Source organism: Shewanella abyssi (assembly GCF_023284025.1).
Lineage (GTDB): Bacteria > Pseudomonadota > Gammaproteobacteria > Enterobacterales > Shewanellaceae > Shewanella > Shewanella abyssi.
On the sequence record NZ_JAKIKR010000040.1, the window covers coordinates 17,827 to 41,180 of the forward strand.

A 23,354-nucleotide genomic window follows, 5' to 3' on the forward strand; every position below is an offset into this window, starting at 1 on the left:
ACTGGTAAGTAACCGCATCTAAAGTCAGTGATTAATATGGCCTAGGGTGAAATATTAATAATAAAGGATAGACATGGAACAAGTTATTCAATTAGTCATATTTTTTGGCTTAACGTCATTAGTCGGATTTATTACCTACCTTAAGTGCCGCAAAATAGTGCGCGACACTAGCGACAGCAAAGACTACTTTCTTGCCGGTGGCGGCTTAAGCTGGGTCGTGGTGGCGGGATCGCTAATGATGACCAACATCAGCGCCGAACAGATAGTGGGCATGAACGGCGCGCAAGCACTGTTAGTAGCCTGGTGGGAGATCGCCGCGGCAGTGGGACTAATCATTCTCGCAAAGTGGCTTATTCCGATTTACTACAAGTACAATTGCACCACCACCACCGAATTACTTGAGCGCAAATATAACGACAAAGGCATTCGTGCCATGGTGTCGGTGCTGTTTATGCTCGGCTATGCCTTCATCTTGCTGCCTGTAGTGCTCTACACAGGTTCGCTATTTATGAAATCCATGTTTGGCCTGTCTATATCTGTCATTGCCTTGGCGGTGATCTTTGCCGTTGTCGGCGCCATCTATGCCATTTTTGGTGGATTAAGAGCCATTGCCATTTCAGACAGCCTTAACGGTATTGGCCTATTGCTGATGGGCATTTTGGTGTCATATTTGGCGCTCAATGCCGTCAACTGGGATCTCTCTGGGGTACCGCTTGAACGATTAACCTTGATAGGTGACGACCAATCCGATATTCCTTGGCATACCTTGCTGACTGGCATGGTGTTTATTCAAATTTTCTACTGGGGCACCAACATGGTGATCACCCAGCGCGCATTGGCAGCAAAGTCTGTTGAAGAAGCGCAAAAAGGCCTCTATGCAGCAGTGGTAATGAAACTGATCATTCCTATTATCGTGGTGTTACCCGGCATTGTGGCTTACAAACTCTACGGCGATGTGGGCGATGTAGCTTACGGTCGATTGGTCGGTGATATTTTGCCGAGCTGGATGTCAGGAGCCTTTGCCGCAGTCATGGCGGGCGCGGTATTGAGCTCGTTCAACTCTTGCTTAAACTCAGCCGCAGCCCTCTATACCTGCGATATTCATCAGAACTACATAAACCCGAAGGCCGATGTCAGAAAAATCGGTACTCGAGTGGCATTAGTGTTCACCGTCATTGCGTTACTGCTGGTGCCCGTATTTGCCGAATCCAAGAGTATTATCTCTTTGCTGCAAAAGTTAAATGGACTCTACTCCATGCCGGTGCTGGCGGCATTTATCTGCGCGCTAGTGTTTAAGAATGTCAGTGCCAAGGCGATTAAAGTCGGCTTAGTATTTGGTGTGTTGGTTTATGCGGTGTTTACCTTTGTTTGGAGCCCGCTGCACTTTATCCACATGATGGCTATCACACTCGCGGCAACCATTTTAGTCACGCTGTTCTTGAGTCGGTTTGTATTCTCACCACAACAAGACATCACTCCGCTCACCGCTAGCTAACAGCAAACAATCTCAGGGGCTGTGCATCACAGCCCCTGTTAAATGCATATTATGAAGGACTCTTTAGATGTTTGATCGTGACGACCACCCCCACAGACGTTTTAATCCATTAACCGAACAGTGGTTATTGGTTTCGCCACATCGAGCAAAGCGTCCCTGGCAGGGACAAAGGGAGTCAACGACGGTTACCAGCGCCCAAAAATACGATCCAGAGTGCTATCTTTGCCCTGGAAACAGTAGAATTAGTGGCGAAAAAAATCCTCAATATAGCTTACCATTTGTCTTCACCAACGATTTTGCTGCGCTCACGGCTGATACACCCGCCGCGCAGCAAGATGATCCACTCTTTAGGTTACAATCCGTCACGGGTACCAGTCGGGTTATCTGCTTCTCTGCCGATCATAGTCATACGCTACCTAAGCTTTCTGTTGCCCAACTCACCGCGGTATTTGAGTGTCTTGCAAAAGAAGTCCGCGAGCTCGGAGCACACTATCCTTGGGTGCAAGTTTTTGAAAATAAGGGCGCTGCCATGGGTTGTTCAAACCCACACCCCCATGGCCAAATATGGGCGGTAAGCGAATTGCCTAATGAGGCCGTCACCGAGACCCGTACTCAATTAGCCTATTATCAAAGTCACCAACGGCAGATGCTGCTGGACTATGCCAGAAAAGAGATCGCTAACGCAGAGCGAGTCGTCGTCAGCAATGAAGACTGGCTAGTGGTCGTGCCTTGGTGGGCAGCTTGGCCATTTGAAACCCTCATTTTACCGCGCTTTACGGTCTCCCATTTAGACAAACTAACTGCAAGCCAGCAAGTTTCATTAGCGACCATTATGAAGTCACTGATGACACGCTACGACAATCTGTTTAACACCAGCTTCCCCTACTCTATGGGCTGGCATGGCGCACCGTTTGACAAGCAAGCTCATCCAGAGTGGCAGTTGCATGGACATGTATATCCCCCACTGCTACGCAGTGCCGATGTAAAGAAATTCATGGTAGGTTATGAGATGCTGGCAGAAACTCAGCGAGACCTAACCCCAGAGCAAGCAGCAAGCCTGCTGCGGGCTCAGTCAGAGGTTCACTATGAAAATCAATAGAAAAACTCAGTTACACATGAGGTACTGTCGTGATATAAAGTTAATGAAGTGAATGCAAAGTTAGTAACGTGAATATTACAACTCAGCGGCAGAGTAACCCAGTAATCGATGTATACACTTTGATTAGCAAGCGACTGTACGCCGCCATCTAGATAGTGATAGCCAACTTTCGGAACAGTAAACCATGTCCAATCCAGCTCAACGAGCCAATAAGCTTTTTGTACAAACTTTCGGCACTCTAGCTGATGCGCTCTATGCGGCTCCAGGACGAGTCAATTTAATTGGTGAGCATACCGACTACAATGACGGTTTTGTGCTGCCAGCGGCGATTAACTTTCACACCATTATTGCCATAAAGCGTCGTGAGGATAACAAATTCCGCGCAGTCTCAGATGCCTTTCCCGGTGAGATGAAAGAGTGGACCTTCGGTGAAGAGGGCGATACGCCACAATCAATAGAATGGGCTGATTACCTTAAAGGTTTTAGTGCCGCTATGGCGATATCAGGCTTGGCTCCTAAAGGGCTCGATTTGGCCATTGTCAGTAATGTTCCTCTCGGTGCAGGCCTCTCCTCTTCTGCCGCGTTAGAGGTCGCTTTTGGTACTGCAGTTAATGACGCGAACCAGATTAGACTGTCGCCTCTGGCTATCGCCCAGCTGGCACAGCGGGGCGAAAATCACTACGTCGGTTGCGCCTGCGGCATTATGGATCAGATGATAAGTGCGCTAGGTCAGCAAGATCATGCATTGTTAATCGACTGCCTCGATCTCGATAGTGAAGCAGTAAGCATTCCCGATAATTTAAGCCTGATTATTATTAACTCTAATGTTAAGCGTGGTTTGGTTGAGTCTGAGTACAACCTGCGCCGCGAACAGTGTGAACAAGTCGCACAACACTTCAAATTAGATTCGCTGCGTCACCTTGAACTCACAGCGCTTGAAGCGGCAAAAAATGAGCTTAGCGATGTTTGTTATCGACGTGCAAGACATGTTATCACCGAGAATCGCCGAACTCAAAATGCCGCATGGGCGCTGGAATCTGGCAATATACCCCAGCTAAGTACATTGATGGCCGAGTCACACATCTCTATGCGTGATGATTTTGAGATCACCGTGCCTGAAATCGATTTTCTGGTAGAGATCATATCCAAGGTCATTGGCGAAAAAGGCGGTGTACGGATGACGGGGGGGGGCTTTGGTGGTTGTGTCGTCGCCCTCGTTGATCATGAGCTAACTGATGCAGTTGTGGCCGCTGTTGAAAATAAGTATTTAGAAAAAACCGGCATAGAAGCCGCTATCTATCTATGCTCCGCCTCTGATGGCGCCAAACGACTGGATAACTAAGCACTAACGGAACACGGATTAGAATACGTATTCATCTTGCCAAATCAAAATGTTAGTCACAAAATAGAACATTGTAATCTTTTAACAAGGATAAACTATCATGGTACGTTTTCGCCCTCTAGACCCTTGGATCGATCCCCGTGGTGGCCAAATTGAACGGGTTCGAATAGATAACGGCACCATAGCGTTAGAGGTTCTGAGTTTAGGCGGTATCATCCGCTCGCTGTGGACCCCAGACCGAGATGGCGAGCGTGGCAATATCGTTTTAGGTTGTGACAGTGTCAGTGACTATTTAGCGCAAGATGCACATTTAGGCGCAATTGCTGGCCGCTATGCCAATCGCATTGCCAACGGACAATTCTCCGCTGATGGTCAGCGATACCAGCTCGATATCAATCAGGACAGCAATTGTCTACATGGTGGCAAAGAGGGTTTCAGTCGCAAGCACTGGCATTTAGGTCAGCTGCCTGATGGAGTTCGCTTAAGCTTAGTCAGTGCCGATGGTGATATGGGCTTTCCCGGCAAGTGCACTGTCCAGTTAGATTATCGTCTGGTGGGCAATAACCTCTACGTAGAGATGCTTGCCAGTACCGATAAAACCTGCCCAATAAGCCTTACGCAGCATAGTTACTTTAATTTGGATGGCAGCAGCAGTAGCTTGCAACACGCCCTACAAGTTGATGCTACTCAATACCTAGCGATGAATGACGTAGGTGTACCCACACAAATATGCGACAGCCGTAATACTGCGCTCGATCTGCAACAAGCCAAACCCTTACAGTCGTTTATAGGCGCAGAAGAGTTTACAGCCACATCAGGGATAGATCATTGTTACCTGTTACCCAAAACTGAGCCGCAACTACAAAGATTCGGTCGTTTAAGCTCTACGGTAAGTGGCCGTGGCATGACCCTCTATACCAATCAACCCAGTGTTCAGGTGTACGGAGCTAACTGTTTACAGGGTACTATAGGGAAAAATCAACAGCCGTTAGCGCAATATCAAGGGCTGTGTATCGAACCTCAACAAGTACCCGATGCGCCTAACCAAGCCAAAATTGCCGGTGATGGATTAATTCGACCTGGTGAAATTTATCACCATATCAGCCGTTATCAATTTGATCGCGACGCCTAGTCATCAAAATCGTCATTTGACCAACCTCGGTCAAAATCAACTTCATCAGTCGACTCGGCTTCTAACTCAGACTCAGCTTCGGATTCAGCTTCAGCTTCAGGCTCAATAATGGGTTCAGGTTTAGCTCTTTTAACCACACTAGCTTTGGGATTATTGGCTTCTACCCAGCCAGAATGCTGCTCCATAAATACATCTCGAGCAACATTCCAAGCAGCGCCAAAATTTGCCTCTGCAGTCGCTAATGCTGCACCTGATAACTCATGTAAATTGGGCTTAACAATCCCTTCCGCATACTCAATAATGGCGTCACGAGTCGTATTATAAAAGTAAACTCTACCTGCAGATGCCTCAGGGAATTGTTTATCATAAATGATCACCGTATTACCACGAGACGTTACCAGCTCACCGTACCAAACAGGTTTTTTTGACGAATTATACATATATGCCAATGCCCTTAAATCAACACATACCCAAAACTTATAAAGTAAATGTTACTGTCATTTACTTCGGTTTACTCAATGGCTCACATTGAGATTTCAGCCATATCTTGGCAGTTTATTGCTATATTTCAGTAGCAGAATATGTGGAATTAGCATGAACTGATTGAAACATAATTCAGCTATTTCGCTGCTATTATCGAATTTAGTTCAAAGCCGTCGTTATTCAAGTTTTTATCTACGAATAAATTCGAACAATAGGGTGGATAACAAAAAACCATCTTTATATCAACATCTTGAATGGCACGTTAAAATTGTATATTTGCATTAATTCGAAACTACATAGTGTTCTGACAACATGACAGAATGATGTCAGGCTAAAAACCTGTCTCTACATTCCACCTCTGAGTGAAACTCTTTATTTAATCCCAAGCTAAACAGGTAGCCTGACACGAGTTATGCACAGTGAATTTACCAGCGTCTGCAGCTTTTCTTTGTTAGACTGCGGGGTCATTCATCATCCAAAAGCGCTACAGATACTATTTTGAAGCTGAAATTATTATTCCTTCTGAGCTTAAGTTTTTCGGCCCAAGCTGAGCAGATAGTTATTGCATCTGATATCTGGTGCCCCTACATCTGTGCTGACGATTCAGGTTATTTAGTTGAACTGACTCAACAGGCATTTTTAACCGTCGGCGTTAGCGCTAAGTTTGAAACCATTCCCTTTCAAAGAGCCCTAAGGCTGGCGCAGAGAGACCGAATTCATGCGGTGCTGGCAGTCTCAGCTGAACATATTGAACGCTTTAAATTGCAAACATCTAATATAGCGCTAGGCCAGTACAGCAATGACTTTTACGTGCATAGCTCCAATGACTGGCAATACTCAGCATTTACCGATCTTAAGGGTAAGGCGCTTGCCAGTATTTTAGGTTATGACTATGGCGACAAGATTAATCAATATCTAAAACAAAGCACTTCTAGTTATCGAGCCTCCGGTGAAACCCCCTTAAAGACCAACTTAAACCTGCTTAGAAAAGATCGAGTCGATGTGTTACTGGGAAATAGGTATGTGATAGCACACACCGCAAAGGCATTTGGCTACTCTGAGGATATTAAGTTTGCCGGAAGCGAAGGGATCTCCACTCCTCTCTACGTGGGGTTTAGCCATAAAGACCTCGAAAATAACTATCAGGATAAGTTTGCTGAAGGGATAGAAAACATCAAGCAATCAGGTCAATATCAAGCCATTTTAGATAAATACCATATCGAGCCATGGTAACGACTGCAATAACTACAACAGTAACGACCACTGCCGTAGAGCCCATATGAAAAAGCCGAACATTGTTGCTCGGCTTTTACGTTAAGCATTATAAGTTAACGCGCTTTCTCAACCACACGCCGGATCGACCCAACGTACTTATTAGCTTAACTCATTTAAACTAAGTTGCAGCCTTCACCTTTAAGATAAAATCCTGATAAAAAACCCAGCTTTTATGCTGGGTTCATATATGGTTTGAGCTTTAAATTTACAGTTTTACATTATACGTTTCCTAGAACGGGATATCGTCATCCCAACCGTCATCCAAATCTGGAGTCACATTCTGCTGTGGCTGCGGAGCAGGACGCTGCTGAGGTGCAGCCTGAGGCTTAGGTGCATAACCACCTTGAGCAGGAGCCGCTTGCTGTGGAGCTGACTGTTGTGGTTGCTGGTAACCGCCTTGCTGAGGAGCTGCTTGCTGTGGCTTAGGTGCATAACCACCTTGCTGAGGAGCTGCTTGCTGTGGCTTAGGTGCATAACCACCCTGTTGCGGCGCTTGCTGCTGTTGTGGTTGCTGGTATCCGCCTTGTGCTGGTGCACCAGGAGCTTGACCTTGACCTTGACCACGACCACCTAACATTTGCATTTGACCGCCTTGATCGACAACAACTTCAGTGCTGTAACGATCTTGACCGCTTTGGTCTTTCCACTTACGTGTCTGTAGTTTTCCTTCAAGGTAAACTTGAGAACCTTTACGCAGGTATTCACCTGTGATTTCGGCCAATTTGCCAAACATCACTACGCGGTGCCATTCTGTGCGCTCTTGCTTTTGACCACTTTGATCTTTCCAAGATTCACTTGTCGCCACGGTAATGTTGGCTACGGCATTGCCGTTCGGCATGTAACGAACTTCAGGATCTTGTCCTAAATTACCTACCAAAATTACTTTATTGACACCACGACTGGCCATTGAAATCTCCTGCAATATTTATAAATTTTTCACTAATTGACAGAGCCTAACACAGCTCTGGCTTCTCTCAAATCGAAATGGTCATCTACTTTTAAATAAGCCACTTTCTCTTCGAGTACCACTATGGCTTCAGCGACGCCAGTTAACGCTGACAGCTCTGTTGCCATTACTTTTGCGCCCTGTCTATCACTGACATCGGCCTCTAGTGTATAACTCTTCAAAAGCACTGGATTTTGCATACCAAAAGTGAGTAAAAACCAAATGCCCATTAAACCTAACGCAACCGCAAACACCCCTTCCGCGCCAACGAGCTGATAGGCGCCGCCGCCTAATAAGCCACCGCAAAATGCGCCTAAAAACTGACTGGTAGAATATACGCCCATGGCTGAGCCTTTATCACCTACCGGACAAAACTTAGCAATCAGGCTCGGTAGAGAAGCTTCAAGGTAATTAAAACCGGTAAAGAACAACACCACTGCAATAGCCAATACCGTCAGGTTGTCGGCAAATAGTGCCATCGAACCCAGTGCGACCATCATGATCAATAGTGCAACTTGAAACATCGCTTTAGTATTGTTGCGCTTAACGCCAATGATAATCAGCGGCACCATTAAGAAGAAAGCGATCATAAATGCTGGGAAATACAGCATCCAATGCTCCTCTTTGACTAATCCTGCATCGACTAAGTCTAATGGAAGCGCGACAAACACCGCTGTTAGCACTAGGTGCAGAATAAAGATGCCCGCATCCAGTCTAAACAGTTGCGGATCAACCAGCATGCGACGCAGCTTTTCAGGTGCAGCGACGGTGTCACCTTTTGGTGCTTGTGAAATAGGGGTTGGCACTAATAGCTGGACGATTAGCATGCCTAAAACAGCTAAGCCAGCGGTCATAAAGAACAGACCTGATAGGCCTACGTGCTGGGCAACGATGGGACCCACTAAGAGTGACAGTGCAAAGGAAAATCCAATACACATGCCGATAATGGCCATCACTTTAGTACGTTGTTCATCACGGGTTAAATCAGCGGCTAATGCCAGTACGGCGGCGGCAATCGCGCCCATACCTTGTATGGCACGCCCAGCCACTACGCCATAAATGGTGTCAGCATTAGCGGCAACAAGACTACCGAGAGCGAAGATCAGTAAGCCAATCAAAATGATAGGTTTACGACCATATTTGTCAGATAAGATCCCCATAGGGATTTGCAGAATTGCTTGCGTTAAGCCATAGGCACCAATAGCAATACCCACCCATAATGGTGAGAAGCCTTCTAGATGTTGCCCATAAAGTGCGAAGACGGGCATGATCATAAATAGACCCATCATGCGCAAGCCAAATACACTGGCTAAAGAAAACGCGACCTTTTTCTCAGTTTTTGAAAGTCCGTTATTGGCCATTGCCCCCGCCCTGATCAGTGAACTCTAAATAAGTCGCGCAGTCTACCACGAAGTTTTTCATTAGCCCAAAAGGAAAAGTAAAAGATGTATAGTGATACCACCTTTTGGGATGTTTCCAGCGAAGTCCCATGCTCGCTTGGTTTTCCTTATAAACGTAGCAAACTCGTTATTCCCCCCTACAATTGATCACTTACTTTGTCTATTGCCATAGACAAATTTGTGAGATACTTAACCACTTTTTTCGGCTTTGAGATCTGAACGCTAGATGGAATATATTGAAGTACGTGGCGCTCGAACCCACAATCTTAAAAACATCAACCTAACCATTCCCCGTAATAAACTAATTGTTATCACCGGGCTATCGGGTTCAGGTAAATCCTCTTTGGCATTCGATACCTTGTATGCAGAGGGGCAACGACGCTATGTAGAGTCATTGTCGGCCTACGCACGTCAGTTTTTAAGTTTGATGGAAAAGCCCGATGTTGATCACATCGAAGGCTTAAGCCCCGCTATTTCTATCGAGCAAAAATCGACCTCTCACAACCCACGTTCAACCGTGGGTACCATTACCGAAATATATGATTACCTAAGACTGCTTTTTGCCCGAGTCGGCGAACCGCGCTGCCCTACCCATGGCGAACCGTTGGCAGCGCAAACCGTCAGCCAAATGGTCGACAAAGTACTTGAGATGCCCGAAGGCAGCCGCCTGATGCTACTTGCGCCAGTGGTTAACGCTCGTAAAGGTGAACACGTAAAGCTACTCGAGAGCCTGTCGGCGCAGGGTTATATCCGTGCTCGCATTGACGGTGAAGTGTGGGATTTAACCGATCCACCAGAGCTCGACCTACACGTAAAACACACTATCGAAGTGGTAGTGGATCGCTTTAAGGTCCGTGATGATATTAAGCAGCGTTTAGCTGAGTCATTCGAAACCGCACTCGAGCTATCCGGTGGCATTGCCAAAATCACCAGTATGGATCCAGTTGAAGGTAACGCTAAAGCAGAAGTGCATGTCTTTTCGGCTAACTTTGCCTGCCCGGTATGTGGCTACTCTATGGCCGAGCTTGAGCCGCGCATCTTCTCGTTCAACAATCCCGCAGGGGCTTGCCAAACTTGTGATGGTCTTGGCGTTCAGCAGTATTTCGATCCAGAAAGAGTGATAACTAATACCGAGTTGTCGCTGGCAGGTGGTGCCATTCGAGGCTGGGATAGACGTAACTTCTATTACTTCCAAATGCTCACCTCGTTAGCAGATCACTACAAGTTTGATATCGAAAAACCCTTCGAGCAGCTAACGGATGATGTTATAAAATTGGTCCTTTATGGCTCAGGCACCCAAAGCATTGCGTTCAAATACATTAATGACCGCGGCGATGTCGTCGTCAGAAATCACCCTTTCGAGGGGATTTTAAATAACATGGATAGACGTTACCGCGAAACAGAATCTAATGCGGTACGCGATGAGCTCCACAAGTTTGTTAATACTCAATCTTGCAAAAGCTGTGGTGGCTCACGCTTGCGTGAAGAAGCACGTAACGTTTTCATTGATGATCTAAACCTGCCCGTGTTAACGCATTGGTCTATTGGTGAAGCCATGGACTATTTTGACAAGCTCGAGTTAACAGGCCAGCGTGCGCAAATAGCCGATAAGATCTTAAAAGAGGTGCGCGATCGTTTAGGCTTCCTGGTGAATGTCGGTCTAAATTACCTTAGCTTATCTCGCTCTGCTGATACCCTTTCGGGCGGCGAAGCCCAGCGAATTCGTCTAGCAAGCCAAATTGGCGCCGGACTTGTGGGCGTGATGTACGTATTAGATGAGCCCTCTATTGGCTTACATCAGCGTGATAATGAGCGTTTGTTGCAAACCCTTATTCACCTGCGCGATCTCGGTAATACCGTGATTGTGGTTGAGCATGACGAAGATGCTATCCGCATGGCTGATCACGTGATAGATATTGGCCCCGGTGCTGGTGTGCACGGTGGCCAAGTCATTGGCGAAGGCACTGTTGAAGATTTATTGGCGTGTAAAGAGTCTATTACTGGCCAATACTTATCCGGTGAAAAACAGATCCACATTTCAACGGAACGAACCGAATTTAATCCTGAGCAAGTAATCGAGCTGTTTGGCGCCTCAGGTAATAACTTACAAGATGTAGATTTACAGATCCCTGTCGGACTGTTCACTTGTATTACCGGAGTTTCCGGCTCAGGTAAATCGACCCTAATCAACGACACCTTTTATAAAATCGCCCATATCGAGTTAAACGGTGCAACCGTCGATGAGCCGTCACCCTACAAGAGTATTGTCGGTATGGATCATTGCGATAAAGTAGTCGATATTGATCAGAGTCCAATTGGCCGTACACCGCGCTCTAACCCCGCGACCTATACCGGGATTTTCACCCCAATTCGTGAACTGTTTGCTGCAACCCAGGAATCACGTACTCGCGGTTATCTACCAGGGCGGTTCTCATTTAACGTCAAAGGCGGACGTTGTGAAGCATGCCAAGGTGATGGACTGATTAAAGTGGAGATGCACTTTTTACCCGATGTTTATGTGCCCTGTGATGACTGTAAGGCGCAACGCTATAACCGTGAAACGTTAGACGTACGCTTTAAAGGTAAAAACATCCACGAAGTGCTGCAGATGACGGTAGAGGAAGCAAGACCCTTCTTCGATGCGATCCCGGCGGTGGCGCGTAAGTTACAGACACTCATGGATGTTGGCTTGTCCTATATCCGTTTAGGGCAAAGCGCGACCACGCTTTCTGGCGGCGAAGCCCAGCGGGTAAAGCTAGCGAAAGAGCTGTCTAAACGTGACACAGGTAAGACGCTGTACATATTGGACGAACCTACCACGGGTTTGCACTTTGCAGACATCCAGCTCTTACTTGATGTATTGCACCGCCTTAAATCCCATGGCAATACGATTGTGGTCATTGAGCATAATTTGGATGTGATTAAGACTGCTGATTGGATCATCGATCTCGGTCCTGAAGGGGGCTCTGGTGGTGGAACAATCTTGGTTGCAGGCACTCCTGAGCAGGTTGCTGAAAATACTCAATCTCATACCGCACGCTTCTTAAAGCCGCTGTTAGCAAAATAAAAGAGACCGATTAGCTTAAATGCCCAGTAGTAATATTTTATTAACCACAGGCCTAGTGTTTACACTAGGCCTGCTCATTATGGCCGTGGTAGACCCATTATTTGGTCAATGTAGATCAACCAAAGCCCGAGTGATCAACAGTGATCAGCAAAGCAGTACTATCGCATTGGCCGATGGATCCATAGCCCTGTTACCCGTGGGTAACCTTGAGATGCACTCGCTGGTCAATGTTGGTGTAAAACAGCGTTTATTTTCGGGAACTAGCGAATACAAGTTAAAACCACCATCGCCTACACGCTTACCAAATGAGCAACCAAGTGAGTAAAAACAGTCGCTATAGCAAAACTATCTATGTAGGGTTAAAGGTAATGAGCCAGTTGTTTTTGCTGGCATAATCTAAAGACAAGCATAGGGAGTTGCATGCGGGGCTTATTATTGGCGGTTGTTTGCGCAAGTCTTATTGCTTGTAGCAGTGCTCCTCACTGTAATAAACAGCCACGCTCTACTTGGGCTGAGCAAACACAGATCAGTGCTGATATTAGCCAACTTGCCTCTGATGAATTTACTGGACGAGATACAGGATCCGAGGGAGCAGCCTTAACCAGACACTATCTAATCAGTCGCTTTCAGCAGATAGGTCTTGAGCCGTGGCAAGGCGACTACCAGCATCCATTCAGTTATTCAGCATCGTTTTCTGACCAACTGGGGATAAATATTGCTGGAGTCGTATTAGCCCATAAACCGACAAGCCAATGGCGGGTTGTGCTGGCCCATTATGACCACCTCGGCAGCAAAGGGTCACGTATTTATTATGGCGCTGATGATAACGCCTCTGGGGTATCAGGTTTACTGCAAATAGCTCAGCACGCAGCCACTCAAGCAACTGATGTCAACCTACTCTTTGTGGCCACTGATGCAGAAGAACCAGGCTTGCATGGCGGTTATGCCCTCGTCGATACGTTTGCAAAAAAGAACATTCTGCCGCAGACATCTCAAATAGAGCTGGTGATTAATTTGGATATGATAGGTCGTCCCGATAGACGCAAGGCTATCTATATTGAAGGAGCAAGGCGCTTTGACTCATATGAACTGATGCAACAATCTATGACGCAGTCAAACCAACTTTGCGTTAAAACCCGACACCCTAGAGCATTCGATGGCAGTGTCATCAGCGTTGATTTTTTGAGGGCGTCAGATCATTACCCTATGCACAAGGCGGGGATCCCTTGGCTTTACTTTGGAGTGCCAACACATAAAGATTATCATCAACCCAGTGATACAACAGATAAAATAGATATTAGTTTTGTTGCTGTTGTGGCCGAATCTGCTTACCAACTACTGATAATTGATAGTTTTCTGCTTCAATATAGCCCTTAAAAGCCATTTTTATTTGTTTTTACTCCTAGCTAAACTACTAATTGGCCTACATATTGCTTAGTTATTAAGAAAAATAGCAGCATTAAATGGTAATACCAATTGCACCCTGCTATAATAATCGGCTTACTGATAAATGTTTCGGTGCGGGAAGTCGACACGGGGTTGATTTTCTGTCTATAAACCCAAGCGTAATTATTGCGCTTGCTATTCCACAAGGCTACAACCCATGTCATCCAATGAAAAAACTTTCCGCGAACTCGGTCTATCCGAGCCTTTGTTGCGTGCTCTTGACGAGCTCGGTTACGAAAAACCAACACCAATCCAAGCTGCGAGTATCGATCCTCTCATGGCGGGTAAAGATATTTTAGGTCAAGCTCAAACAGGTACGGGTAAAACAGGTGCATTCGCGCTGCCTCTACTAAACAACGTTGACCCAAAGATTCATGCTCCACAAATTTTGGTACTTGCACCAACACGTGAACTTGCCGTTCAAGTTGCTGAAGCTTTCGCAAGTTACGCAAAATTCACCCCTGGTTTGCACGTTCTGCCTATTTACGGCGGACAAAGCATACAACAGCAATTAACAGCACTACGTCGTGGACCACAAATCATTGTCGGTACTCCTGGCCGTGTTATGGACCACATGCGTCGTGGCACTCTTAAGCTAGATTCGCTTAAAGCGATGGTGCTTGATGAAGCCGATGAGATGCTAAAAATGGGCTTCATCGATGATATCGAATGGATCCTAGAGCATACTCCTAAGCAACGCCAACTAGCGCTATTCTCGGCAACTATGCCTGAGCAAATTAAGCGTGTTGCTAACAAATATTTGACTGACCCTGTACACGTTAAAATTGCAACAACAACCACTACTGTTGAAACAATTGAGCAGCGTTTTGTGCAAGTGTCACAGCACAACAAACTAGAAGCACTAGTACGTGTTCTAGAAGTTGAGAAGACCGAAGGTATTATCATCTTCGTTCGTACTCGTAACAGCTGTGTTGAGCTAGCTGAAAAGTTAGAAGCCCGCGGTTATGCTTCATCACCTCTACATGGTGATATGAACCAACAAGCACGTGAACGTGCTGTTGATCAGCTTAAGCGTGGCAAGTTAGATATCATCATCGCCACTGACGTTGCGGCTCGTGGTCTTGACGTTGAGCGTATTGGACACGTAGTAAACTACGATATCCCATATGATACTGAAGCTTATGTTCACCGTATCGGCCGTACTGGTCGTGCTGGTCGTACTGGTATGGCGATTCTTTTCGTTACACACAGAGAGATGCGTATGTTGCGCACTATCGAACGTGCAACGAACAGCCGTATCTCGCCAATGGATGTACCTAGCCCAGAGACAGTGACCGAGCGTCGTCTTTCTCGCTTAGGTGAGCAAATTTCTGAAGTGATAGCTAAAGACTCTTTAGACTTCATGAAAGGTGCTGTAGCAAAACTATGTCAAGAGCTAGAGGTCGATACTGACATTCTTGCAGCAGCACTTCTGCAGCAAGTACAGAAAGATCGTCCACTTCAGTTACCATCAATTCATGAGCGTCAGCGCGATAGCCGCGATGACCGTAACTCTCGTGATCGTAATGACCGTAACTCTCGTGATCGTAATGACCGTGCTCCTCGTGAGCGTGGTGACCGTCCACGTCGTGAATCTCGTCCTACACCGTCAAGTATCGGTTTAGCTGATTCATTGAAGGACAATCCAGATGTTAAGATGTGTCGCTATATCATCGATGTAGGTCGTGAGAATGGTGTTGGTGTTGGTAACATTGTTGGTGCAGTCGCTAACGAAGCAAACATCGACAGCCGTTACATTGGTCAAATCCAATTGTTTGACCACGTCACTGCCATTGATCTTCCTGACGGAATGCCAAAAGATGTACTTGAGCACCTTAGAAAAGTACGTGTATGTGGCCGTCCATTGAATATTCGCGAAGCTGCAGGCGAGACGTTTGAGAACACTTCAGGTGGCGATAGCCGTCCTGCACGTCGTCCTCGCAAACCTGCCGGCGACAGAAAGCCGCACCGTAAAGGTCCAGCAGGCGAGTAATTTCGCAAAAGATAACGGAATGATGTCAGTTTCTATGAATTAGAAATTGACATAACTGTTGTGGGCATAACGTCAATTTTTATCCATCCGTGGTAAATTGACATAAATGTTCCAGACATAAAGTCAATTTTTATCCATCCGTGGAAAATTGACATAAATGTTCCAGACATAAAAAGGAGCCCATGGCTCCTTTTTTGTTATCTAATTTTCAGTAAATTATTTGTAGCAACATCCTGTTATACCAAGCTGTAACCCGCTTTAATCAACCCTCTTATACTGTCGATTTTCCTCTTCCAGCTTCAAGGCTTTGATACATGCCTGACACAAACAAGACTTAGCATCCAATAACTGATTTACTCGCTCAGTACCCATGGCACTAGCAAGTACCGTCTTCGATGGGAATGCTTGGGTACTACACCAACACTGCTCAATGCTCTTACCCTGCAATACTGAACAGCCATTTTGAGACTGGCACCGCGGACAAATGGAAGGATCGGCTTTCATCATATTATGTTTTCCTCATCGGTCCGCTGGATGGTTTACCCCGTCGACCATAGTAACCTGGGTTAATTCATAGGGGTTAACGCCTTCGATACAGCCAACATTCACGCCAAATTGGTTCGGATTAGAGCGCCTTTGATGATGAGTATATATTCCGCAGATACTGCAAAAATAGTGCTTAGCCGTCAGAGTATTGAATTGATAGAACGATAATTTATCTTTACCCGCAACTACTTCTAGACCTTTAAGATCGGCAGAGGTCACTATAGTGCCGCGGCGCCGGCACATAGAGCAATCACAGCGGCGCAGATCGGTAACGCCATCAGGTAGATTAAGAGATAGCCTAACCGCACCACAATGACAGCTAGCGCTATGTGTTTGTGTCATAAAATCCCCTTTTATCTCAGCGAACTATTAATGTAACAAAAAGGGCTCGTATTAACGAAGCCCATTTACCAAAAAACCAATAGACTAGCTAGTAGGCTATTGGTTTATTCACGCTAAACTAAAAGTGATTACTTACCAGGACGAACCCCTAAGGTGTGGCAAATGGCATAGGTCAGTTCGGCGCGGTTTAGCGTATAGAAATGGAAATCTTTAACCCCTTCACGAGATAAAACTTTAACCATATCCAATATCTGCAACGTTAGCGCTAGATCTACAGCTGATTACTTACTTGGACGAACGCCTAAAGTGTGGCAAATCGCATAGGCAAGTTCGGCACGGTTTAGCGTATAGAAATGAAAATCTTTAACCCCTTCCCTCGATAAGACTTTAACCATGTCCGATATCTGCAACGTTAGCGCTTGATCTACAACTTACTTACCAGGTCGAACACCCAATGTATGGCAAATCGCATAAGTCAGTTCGGCACGGTTTAGCGTATAGAAATGAAAATCTTTAACCCCTTCCCGAGATAAGACTTTAACCATGTCCGATATTCGAAACGTTGGCTCATTACTTGTGACTTACTTACTTGGACGAACCCCTAAAGTGTGGCAAATCGCATAGGTCAGTTCGGCACGGTTTAGCGTATAGAAATGGAAATCTTTAACCCCTTCCCTCGATAAGACTTTAACCATGTCCAATATCTGCAACGTTAGCGCTTGATCTACAGCTGATTACTTACCAGGGCGAACACCTAAAGTGTGGCAAATCGCATAGGTCAGCTCTGCACGGTTTAGCGTATAGAAATGGAAATCTTTAACCCCTTCACGCGACAGTACTTTTACCATATCGATCGCCACGTTAGCCCCGACCATCTGACGTGTTGTCGCATCATCTTCTAGGCCTTCAAATTGGCGGTGTAACCAACTTGGAATGGATACGTTGGTCATGGCCGCAAAACGCTTGGTTTGGTTAAAGTTAGTCACTGGTAGGATACCTGGAACAATCTCAGCATCGATTCCTGCCGCAGCGCAGCGGTCACGGAAACGCAGATAGGATTCAACATCAAAGAAGAACTGAGTGATGGCACGGTTAGCACCGGCGTCGATCTTCTTTTTAAGGTGGATGAGATCCGCCTGAGCATTAGTAGCATCAGGGTGCACTTCTGGGTAAGCCGCAACAGAAATATCAAAGTCTGCCACAGAGCGTAAAAGACGCACGAGATCATTAGCGAAACGCGTAGGCTTCGCGCTGCCCTCTGGCAGATCGCCGCGCAGTGCAACGATGTCACGAATGCCGCTATTCCAATAGTGTTTAGCCAGCTCTTTTAGCTCTTCATCACTGGCATCAACCAACGTTAAGTGCGGCGCAGCCAGCAAATCCGTCTCTTTTTGAATCCGTTCAATCACCCCATGGGTACGATCTCGAACTCCCGAGTTTGCACCGTAAGTAACAGACACAAATTTAGGGTTCAGTGGCTCAAGGCGGCGAATAGAGTTCCACAACAGTTTTTCCATCTCAGGAGTTGAAGGCGGAAAGAATTCAAAAGAAACGTTAATATCATCTTTAAGCTCAGATAAGCTCTGGTTCAATGATGTCGCATGTTGTGCATGATGAAAGCCCATTTCTATTTCCTCTACTTCAACTCGTTAGTCTCACAATTTTCGATATAGACGTTTGGACGTCTATATGTCCATATACTAGAGAAACTGAGATTGAAGTCAAGTGTAAAAAGCAGGCAAGTGAGTTTTTTTCTTGAGACAGTAAAATGTATCGATATAAACCGAATGCCTAGGCCTTAGATCAAAAAAATGCATGCCAGCGTAACTGACATGCATCTATTATTTAAGCTGTTTTAAGCAACTTTACCGCCTACTCCTGTAGTAGGTCTCGGCAGATATGAGCAAGATCAGATTGCACCGCGGCGGCCGTCACCTGTCTTCCAGCTCCTGGTCCACGAATGATCAGTGGATTGTCTTGGTAGAACTTGCTGCGAATAACAAACACATTATCGCCAGGGGTTAAGTTGGCATAAGGATGATTGTTATCAACCCATTGCAGACTCACTTCGGCCTTTAATTTGCCGTCGACTCTATCTAGCGCAGCGACGTATCTAAGCACTTTATCTTGCTCGACTGCGGCTAAATACTGCTGCAACATATCTTCATCTAGCTCATCGATACGCGATAAAAATTGCGCTAACGGCAGCTCAGCAAGATGCTTAGGCACCAATGACTTGAGCTCGATGTCGTCAAGTTCGATCTCTAAGCCAATCTCACGGGCCAAAATGAGCAATTTACGCTGCATATCTCGACCCGATAGATCATCACGGGGATCTGGCTCTGTGATCCCTAGCCCTCGCGCTTCAACCACTAGCTCTGAAAAGGGTCTAGCTGCATCATAGTTTTCAAATAACCAACATAAGGTACCTGAAAAAATGCCGCCAACGGCTTCAATACTGTCACCGCTGTTATGCAGATCATTGATGGCGTGCTGTACCGGCAGACCTGCTCCACAACTGGCATTATAACGCCAAAACAAGCGACGATTACCCAGCTGTAGCTTTAACTCACGATAAAAAGGCAGTGGCCCAGAGCCTGCAAGCTTATTGGCACTCACAACATGAATACCGCGGGCAAAAAATTCTGGGTATTGCAAAGTTAGATCTGCACTGGCACTAATATCAAGCGCGACAACTTCATCACACTCAAGCTCTTGTAGCTCATCAAACAAGTGACCATACTGCCAAGGCGATGCATCTCGCTCAAATACCGCCTTCCAAGAATCCAGTGCAATCCCCCTATCGCTAATTAACGCTTTGCGAGAGCTAACGAGTCCGACAAGATCGACACTGGCCTCAAGCTCTTTATTTAAAGCCGCTCTGGCGCCGTTAAATAGCTCTATCCAAGCTTCACCAATGTTGCCTACACCCAAGAGCAATACGCCAATGCGCTTGCGTGGGCCTGCACAGCGACGATGTACTTTTTGAGTTAATAAGTTGACTTGCGATTGCGGCACTAACGTCACCAAGCTCATACCGTCATTAAACAGCGGACGGGCATTACGGCTGAGTAACCTGGCAAAACCGCGGCGATAAAGATCGGCATCGGCACTGACTAACGCAACAAGACCATAATCGTCTCTAATTTGAATATCGGTAATACCTAACGCTTCGCCATTAGCATCGAGCAGCGCTTGTACTTGCTTTTGATTTTCAACAGTAACGGTGAGTTCAACCCGCTTTTTTCCAAGGGACCAATGCGCTAGAGGGTATAATCCCGAATCAGTTAACAAATTGAGCAATGCAGAGAAAGCCCCGTCCAACTGAATATTAAACAGTGACACGCTGTTGAGATTAGTCACCACGGGCGCGCTAGCAGAAGAGCTTTTAGGGGCGATTAAGGTAAAGTCAGTATGTGATGCATAACTTGAGCGCACAGCAAGGCTGACTTCAGTATCAAACAGCGGCTGTAGGGTACGGTTGTGCAATACCGGCGAGCCTAAATGTGCCAGCCGGTTAGCCTCGTCTAACGATAAGCTACTCAATAGTTTGGCATCATTTATTTTATTAGGATCGGCGTTAAATACACCTTCAACATCAGTCCAAATCGTTACCCGCTCAATATCCGCTAAGCTGGCGATTAGCGTGGCGCTAAAGTCGGAGCCATTACGGCCCAATAATAAAGTGTCACCCTTGTCATTGGCGCAGATAAAGCCGGTGATAATGAGCCGTTCATTGGGATGGGCTTCAATGAGGGCTTGTACTCTTTGACGAGAGTCTTGCAAGCGGATCTGCGGCACTGCGCCTTCATCGGCAATCAGCAGGGTACGCGCATCGACATCAGACGCTGCCACACCTGACTCTCGCAATAAAGCTGCCAGTAAACGAGATGACCAACGCTCGCCAAAACTAACCACCTGGCTGCTTTGGTAATCGTTGATAGGTACTAATGATAACAAGCTGATCAGTTGCGCTTTATCGTTTGAAAGGCGCTCTCTTAGCGAACGAGCTTGCTCATTCGACAGTAACTGCTCTATCAGTCTTTGCTGAAAACTAATCAGCGTTTGTAACTCTTCTTGCCACAACTGTTTAGTGGTGCTCAGTTCCAGCAATCGATATAAAAAGTTTGTGCTTTTTCCTGCCGCAGAAACCACCACAAGATCGTCACTGTGACCATGAGTCAGGAGAATATGTGCAACGCGACGATAGCAGTCTGCGTCAGCTAAACTGGAGCCACCAAATTTATGTAAGTGACAACGTGCCATCTTAAACCCCTTTAATTAACAAGCGACAGCTGCATTGAGCGCAGCTTCTATGTCGGCAACAAGATCATCAGCATCTTCAATACCAACAGAAAGACGAATAAGGGTGTCTTTAATCCCTGCTTGAGCACGTGCCTGAGGATCCATCGCTCGATGCGTCATGGTTGCAGGCACAGCCACTAGACTTTCTACCCCTCCGAGGCTTTCTGCAACAGAGAAATAATTAAGATTTTTTAAGAAAGCGACTAATTGCTCTTCACCACCTTTTAATTCAAAGCTGAGCATCGCCCCAAAGCCTTTTTGCTGCTTGACTGCAATTTTATGACCGGGGTGATCTTTAAGCCCTGGGTAATAAATTTTATCAACCGCGCTATGACGGCTAAGAGTATCAAGGATCCGCTGCGCATTCGCCTGATGTTGGCGAATTCTCACCGCAAGTGTTCGAATTCCGCGCAATGTAAGATAACTATCGAATGCACCGCCCGTCAGACCTAAGGTATTTGACCACCAATGCAACAGCTCGCCCAGTTCAGCCTCTTTCGCCACCACAGCACCACCGACAACATCACTGTGGCCATTGATATATTTTGTGGTCGAATGGATCACGATATCGGCGCCAAGCAGTAAAGGTTGTTGCAACATTGGCGATAGGAAAGTGTTATCAGCGACAACAAGCGCACCCACTTCGTGGCTGGCTGCACTTATCGCTTCAATATCCACAACCCTTAACAATGGGTTTGACGGCGTTTCTAACCACACCATTTTAGGCTTTCTAGCAATGGCTATCGCCAATGCTGCGGTATCGGTTTGATCGACTACCTCAAGTTTGAATTGACCTTTTTTCGCCAGATTGACAAATAAACGATAACTACCGCCATAACAATCATGAGGTACCACCAACAGGTCATCGGGACCCAGTAAACTCGTCACTAAAGTTATTGCAGCCATTCCAGTACAAGTCACTATCCCAGTGCAGCCTTTTTCTAGCTCAGCAATAGCTGAGCCTAAGATTGAACGAGTGGGGTTGCCTGAGCGGCTATAATCGAAATCTCTTGGATTTTTGTGACCATCAAAAGAATAATTTGTAGAAAGATAGATCGGAGGTACAACCGCACCGTGCTGGGTATCGGACTCAATGCCTTGGCGCACCGCTACAGTGGCTAGTTTACGCTCGGTCATGTACTACTCCTCTTGCTTGTTTTTCTTATTTAGGATGTCTGGACGTCTAAATGTACCTAAGCAATTCACCCTAGTCAATCACTTTTGGCCGTTTAGACGTCCGAACATTTAGAAATCTATTTGCATTTGTCATAAAATAGAGGCAATAATTTGACTGTGCTGTATAACGGGTTAAAATCTGCCCCGCATTTAAAAATTACAGGTGAGTCAATGACTGAGTGGAACGGCGATTATATCAGCCCATATGCTGAACACGGAAAAAAGAATGAGCAAGTAAAAAAAATTACTGTTTCTATTCCTTTGAAAGTACTCAAGGTGCTTACCGATGAGCGTACACGCCGCCAAGTGAATAACTTACGTCATGCCACCAATAGCGAATTACTCTGTGAGGCGTTTCTACACGCTTACACAGGACAACCGCTGCCAAATGACGGTGATCTTTCAAAAGATAAGCCTGATAGCATGCCAGCGGAAGTTAAACGCTTGATGGATGAGATGGGCATTGAGTGGGAAGAGCTCGAGTAGACAGGCTAAGTATATGTAAACAAGGACCGCTATAGTGGTCCTTGTTTGCTTTAGCTCGGGAAAAATAACCATCATTAGCACTAGGTAGTAAAATGTTAGACCCAAGCACGCTCATTCTCGCCTCAATCATTATATTTTGTGGTGCACTCACTCAGAGTCTAATTGGCTTTGGTTTAGCGATCATCGCTAGCCCGCTATTATATATTATCGAGCCCTCCCTAGTGCCAGCATCAGTCATTATGATGGGGTTCTCTACAGCCGTTTTAACGCTTTTTAGAGAGCGTGGTCAGCTTGAGTTCAATGGGTTGCAATATGCGCTACTGGGACGTATTCCGGGCGGTATCTTAGGGGCTACGCTTATCTTTATAGCCCCTCAGCCTATTCTCGGCCTGGCAATAGCCTTTGTCGTGGCACTCGCCGTGGGCTTTAGCCTGCTGAAGTTTAATATTCCGGTTAACCGTTTAAGTCTGTTTATTGCAGGGGTCCTCTCTGGCATTTTTGGCAACATTGCCGCCATAGGTGGACCACCGCTGGCGATATTGCTCGCGGGTAAAGATGCTGGCCAATTTAGAGCTGCTTTGTCAGCCTTCTTTATATTCAGTTCAATGATTGCATTGATTATTTTAGGGTTTGCAGGGCTGTTGAAACTGGAGCATTTGTGGGCATCGATAATACTATTGCCCGCAGTAATACTGGGCTATGTTGTTGCTGGCAGATTGGTCGGCAGGGTCGATAAACAAAAAACCAGAGTTTTCACTCTGGTTTTATGTAGTTTCAGTGCAGTTATCTTAACGATTAAGTCGGTTATCGAACTCAGTTAA

At 46.1% G+C, this 23,354-nt stretch carries 21 protein-coding genes and 2 pseudogenes; 11 read left to right on the forward strand and 12 right to left on the reverse strand.

Going from position 1 to position 23,354, the window contains the following annotated elements; all coding sequences use genetic code 11:
- Positions 1–73: 73 nt before the first annotated feature.
- The 4 genes from L2755_RS15880 to L2755_RS15895 all read left to right on the forward strand — a co-directional run bounded on the left by L2755_RS15880 (position 74) and on the right by L2755_RS15895 (position 5,068).
- Complete coding sequence (locus L2755_RS15880) at positions 74–1,495, forward strand: solute:sodium symporter family transporter (protein ID WP_248981661.1); 1,422 nt, start codon at positions 74–76, stop codon at positions 1,493–1,495.
- Positions 1,496–1,562: 67 nt separating this feature from the next.
- Entirely contained in the window at positions 1,563–2,594 is a 1,032-nt protein-coding gene (locus L2755_RS15885; RefSeq protein WP_248981662.1) for a UDP-glucose--hexose-1-phosphate uridylyltransferase, read from the forward strand.
- Positions 2,595–2,778: 184 nt separating this feature from the next.
- Positions 2,779–3,936 carry a galactokinase gene (gene galK, locus L2755_RS15890; RefSeq protein WP_248981663.1) on the forward strand — a complete coding sequence of 386 codons (1,158 nt, stop codon included), beginning with the start codon at positions 2,779–2,781 and terminating at the stop codon, positions 3,934–3,936.
- Positions 3,937–4,036: 100 nt separating this feature from the next.
- A complete protein-coding gene (locus tag L2755_RS15895) occupies positions 4,037–5,068 on the forward strand; it encodes an aldose epimerase family protein (protein WP_248981664.1) in 1,032 nt (343 codons plus the stop codon).
- On the opposite strand, the gene L2755_RS15900 is transcribed toward L2755_RS15895, so the two are convergent.
- Positions 5,065–5,508, reverse strand: a complete 444-nt coding sequence (locus tag L2755_RS15900; protein WP_248981665.1) for a hypothetical protein — start codon at positions 5,506–5,508, stop codon at positions 5,065–5,067. The genes L2755_RS15895 and L2755_RS15900 overlap by 4 nt on opposite strands.
- 541 nt (positions 5,509–6,049) lie before the next feature.
- Between L2755_RS15900 and L2755_RS15905 the strand changes: the two genes are divergently transcribed.
- Positions 6,050–6,784: a substrate-binding periplasmic protein gene (locus L2755_RS15905; RefSeq protein ID WP_248981666.1), complete on the forward strand. Its 735-nt coding sequence runs from the start codon at positions 6,050–6,052 to the stop codon at positions 6,782–6,784.
- A gap of 271 nt (positions 6,785–7,055) precedes the next feature.
- Here L2755_RS15905 and ssb read toward each other — a convergent pair whose 3' ends face one another.
- Positions 7,056–7,733, reverse strand: coding sequence for a single-stranded DNA-binding protein (gene ssb, locus L2755_RS15910; protein WP_248981667.1), 678 nt, complete (start codon positions 7,731–7,733; stop codon positions 7,056–7,058).
- A 32-nt stretch (positions 7,734–7,765) separates the two neighbouring features.
- On the reverse strand, positions 7,766–9,133 hold the full coding sequence (locus L2755_RS15915; protein ID WP_248981668.1) for an MFS transporter: 1,368 nt from the start codon (positions 9,131–9,133) through the stop codon (positions 7,766–7,768).
- A gap of 265 nt (positions 9,134–9,398) precedes the next feature.
- On the opposite strand from L2755_RS15915, the gene uvrA reads away from it, so the two are divergent.
- The 4 genes from uvrA to L2755_RS15935 all read left to right on the forward strand — a co-directional run bounded on the left by uvrA (position 9,399) and on the right by L2755_RS15935 (position 15,678).
- Positions 9,399–12,239: an excinuclease ABC subunit UvrA gene (gene uvrA, locus L2755_RS15920; protein ID WP_248981669.1), complete on the forward strand. Its 2,841-nt coding sequence runs from the start codon at positions 9,399–9,401 to the stop codon at positions 12,237–12,239.
- Positions 12,240–12,258: 19 nt separating this feature from the next.
- On the forward strand, positions 12,259–12,564 hold the full coding sequence (locus L2755_RS15925; protein WP_248981670.1) for a hypothetical protein: 306 nt from the start codon (positions 12,259–12,261) through the stop codon (positions 12,562–12,564).
- Between the two features lie 95 nt (positions 12,565–12,659).
- Complete coding sequence (locus L2755_RS15930) at positions 12,660–13,616, forward strand: M28 family peptidase (protein WP_248981671.1); 957 nt, start codon at positions 12,660–12,662, stop codon at positions 13,614–13,616.
- Positions 13,617–13,842: 226 nt separating this feature from the next.
- Positions 13,843–15,678 carry a DEAD/DEAH box helicase gene (locus L2755_RS15935; RefSeq protein ID WP_248981672.1) on the forward strand — a complete coding sequence of 612 codons (1,836 nt, stop codon included), beginning with the start codon at positions 13,843–13,845 and terminating at the stop codon, positions 15,676–15,678.
- A gap of 258 nt (positions 15,679–15,936) precedes the next feature.
- Here L2755_RS15935 and L2755_RS15940 read toward each other — a convergent pair whose 3' ends face one another.
- The 9 genes and pseudogenes from L2755_RS15940 to metB all read right to left on the reverse strand — a co-directional run bounded on the left by L2755_RS15940 (position 15,937) and on the right by metB (position 22,008).
- Complete coding sequence (locus L2755_RS15940; RefSeq protein ID WP_248981673.1) at positions 15,937–16,185, reverse strand: cysteine-rich CWC family protein; 249 nt, start codon at positions 16,183–16,185, stop codon at positions 15,937–15,939.
- Between the two features lie 12 nt (positions 16,186–16,197).
- Positions 16,198–16,566 carry a GFA family protein gene (locus L2755_RS15945; protein ID WP_248981674.1) on the reverse strand — a complete coding sequence of 123 codons (369 nt, stop codon included), beginning with the start codon at positions 16,564–16,566 and terminating at the stop codon, positions 16,198–16,200.
- A 128-nt stretch (positions 16,567–16,694) separates the two neighbouring features.
- Positions 16,695–16,814: pseudogene (locus L2755_RS15950) on the reverse strand (methylenetetrahydrofolate reductase); the annotation flags it as partial.
- Positions 16,815–16,847: 33 nt separating this feature from the next.
- A complete protein-coding gene (locus tag L2755_RS15955; protein ID WP_428847805.1) occupies positions 16,848–16,961 on the reverse strand; it encodes a methylenetetrahydrofolate reductase in 114 nt (37 codons plus the stop codon).
- Positions 16,962–16,997: 36 nt separating this feature from the next.
- Positions 16,998–17,111 carry a methylenetetrahydrofolate reductase gene (locus L2755_RS15960; protein WP_374702359.1) on the reverse strand — a complete coding sequence of 38 codons (114 nt, stop codon included), beginning with the start codon at positions 17,109–17,111 and terminating at the stop codon, positions 16,998–17,000.
- 36 nt (positions 17,112–17,147) lie between these two features.
- Positions 17,148–17,267, reverse strand: a pseudogene (locus tag L2755_RS15965) (methylenetetrahydrofolate reductase); the annotation flags it as partial.
- Positions 17,268–17,300: 33 nt separating this feature from the next.
- Positions 17,301–18,191 (reverse strand): methylenetetrahydrofolate reductase, encoded by an 891-nt coding sequence (gene metF, locus L2755_RS15970; protein ID WP_248981675.1) that lies wholly within the window; start codon positions 18,189–18,191, stop codon positions 17,301–17,303.
- Between the two features lie 247 nt (positions 18,192–18,438).
- On the reverse strand, positions 18,439–20,832 hold the full coding sequence (locus tag L2755_RS15975; protein ID WP_248981676.1) for a bifunctional aspartate kinase/homoserine dehydrogenase II: 2,394 nt from the start codon (positions 20,830–20,832) through the stop codon (positions 18,439–18,441).
- 15 nt (positions 20,833–20,847) lie between these two features.
- Positions 20,848–22,008, reverse strand: a complete 1,161-nt coding sequence (gene metB, locus L2755_RS15980; protein WP_248981677.1) for a cystathionine gamma-synthase — start codon at positions 22,006–22,008, stop codon at positions 20,848–20,850.
- Between the two features lie 210 nt (positions 22,009–22,218).
- On the opposite strand from metB, the gene metJ reads away from it, so the two are divergent.
- Both metJ and L2755_RS15990 read left to right on the forward strand, forming a co-directional pair.
- The gene (metJ, locus tag L2755_RS15985) at positions 22,219–22,533 is read left to right on the forward strand and encodes a met regulon transcriptional regulator MetJ (protein ID WP_020914530.1); all 315 of its coding nucleotides are present in this window, start codon (positions 22,219–22,221) and stop codon (positions 22,531–22,533) included.
- A gap of 92 nt (positions 22,534–22,625) precedes the next feature.
- Positions 22,626–23,354: a sulfite exporter TauE/SafE family protein gene (locus L2755_RS15990; protein ID WP_248981678.1), complete on the forward strand. Its 729-nt coding sequence runs from the start codon at positions 22,626–22,628 to the stop codon at positions 23,352–23,354.

Coding starts and splice junctions, on each gene's coding strand:
- L2755_RS15930 (WP_248981671.1), top strand. CDS start 12,660: ATGCGGGGCTTATTATTGGCGGTTGTTTGCGCAAGTCTTATTGCTTGT.
- metJ (WP_020914530.1), top strand. CDS start 22,219: ATGACTGAGTGGAACGGCGATTATATCAGCCCATATGCTGAACACGGA.
- L2755_RS15935 (WP_248981672.1), top strand. CDS start 13,843: ATGTCATCCAATGAAAAAACTTTCCGCGAACTCGGTCTATCCGAGCCT.
- uvrA (WP_248981669.1), top strand. CDS start 9,399: ATGGAATATATTGAAGTACGTGGCGCTCGAACCCACAATCTTAAAAAC.
- L2755_RS15925 (WP_248981670.1), top strand. CDS start 12,259: ATGCCCAGTAGTAATATTTTATTAACCACAGGCCTAGTGTTTACACTA.
- L2755_RS15960 (WP_374702359.1), bottom strand. CDS start 17,111: ATGGTTAAAGTCTTATCTCGGGAAGGGGTTAAAGATTTTCATTTCTAT.
- ssb (WP_248981667.1), bottom strand. CDS start 7,733: ATGGCCAGTCGTGGTGTCAATAAAGTAATTTTGGTAGGTAATTTAGGA.
- L2755_RS15975 (WP_248981676.1), bottom strand. CDS start 20,832: ATGGCACGTTGTCACTTACATAAATTTGGTGGCTCCAGTTTAGCTGAC.
- L2755_RS15885 (WP_248981662.1), top strand. CDS start 1,563: ATGTTTGATCGTGACGACCACCCCCACAGACGTTTTAATCCATTAACC.
- galK (WP_248981663.1), top strand. CDS start 2,779: ATGTCCAATCCAGCTCAACGAGCCAATAAGCTTTTTGTACAAACTTTC.
- L2755_RS15945 (WP_248981674.1), bottom strand. CDS start 16,566: ATGACACAAACACATAGCGCTAGCTGTCATTGTGGTGCGGTTAGGCTA.
- L2755_RS15895 (WP_248981664.1), top strand. CDS start 4,037: ATGGTACGTTTTCGCCCTCTAGACCCTTGGATCGATCCCCGTGGTGGC.
- L2755_RS15955 (WP_428847805.1), bottom strand. CDS start 16,961: ATGGTTAAAGTCTTATCGAGGGAAGGGGTTAAAGATTTTCATTTCTAT.
- L2755_RS15915 (WP_248981668.1), bottom strand. CDS start 9,133: ATGGCCAATAACGGACTTTCAAAAACTGAGAAAAAGGTCGCGTTTTCT.
- L2755_RS15880 (WP_248981661.1), top strand. CDS start 74: ATGGAACAAGTTATTCAATTAGTCATATTTTTTGGCTTAACGTCATTA.
- L2755_RS15900 (WP_248981665.1), bottom strand. CDS start 5,508: ATGTATAATTCGTCAAAAAAACCTGTTTGGTACGGTGAGCTGGTAACG.
- metB (WP_248981677.1), bottom strand. CDS start 22,008: ATGACCGAGCGTAAACTAGCCACTGTAGCGGTGCGCCAAGGCATTGAG.
- L2755_RS15990 (WP_248981678.1), top strand. CDS start 22,626: ATGTTAGACCCAAGCACGCTCATTCTCGCCTCAATCATTATATTTTGT.
- L2755_RS15940 (WP_248981673.1), bottom strand. CDS start 16,185: ATGATGAAAGCCGATCCTTCCATTTGTCCGCGGTGCCAGTCTCAAAAT.
- metF (WP_248981675.1), bottom strand. CDS start 18,191: ATGGGCTTTCATCATGCACAACATGCGACATCATTGAACCAGAGCTTA.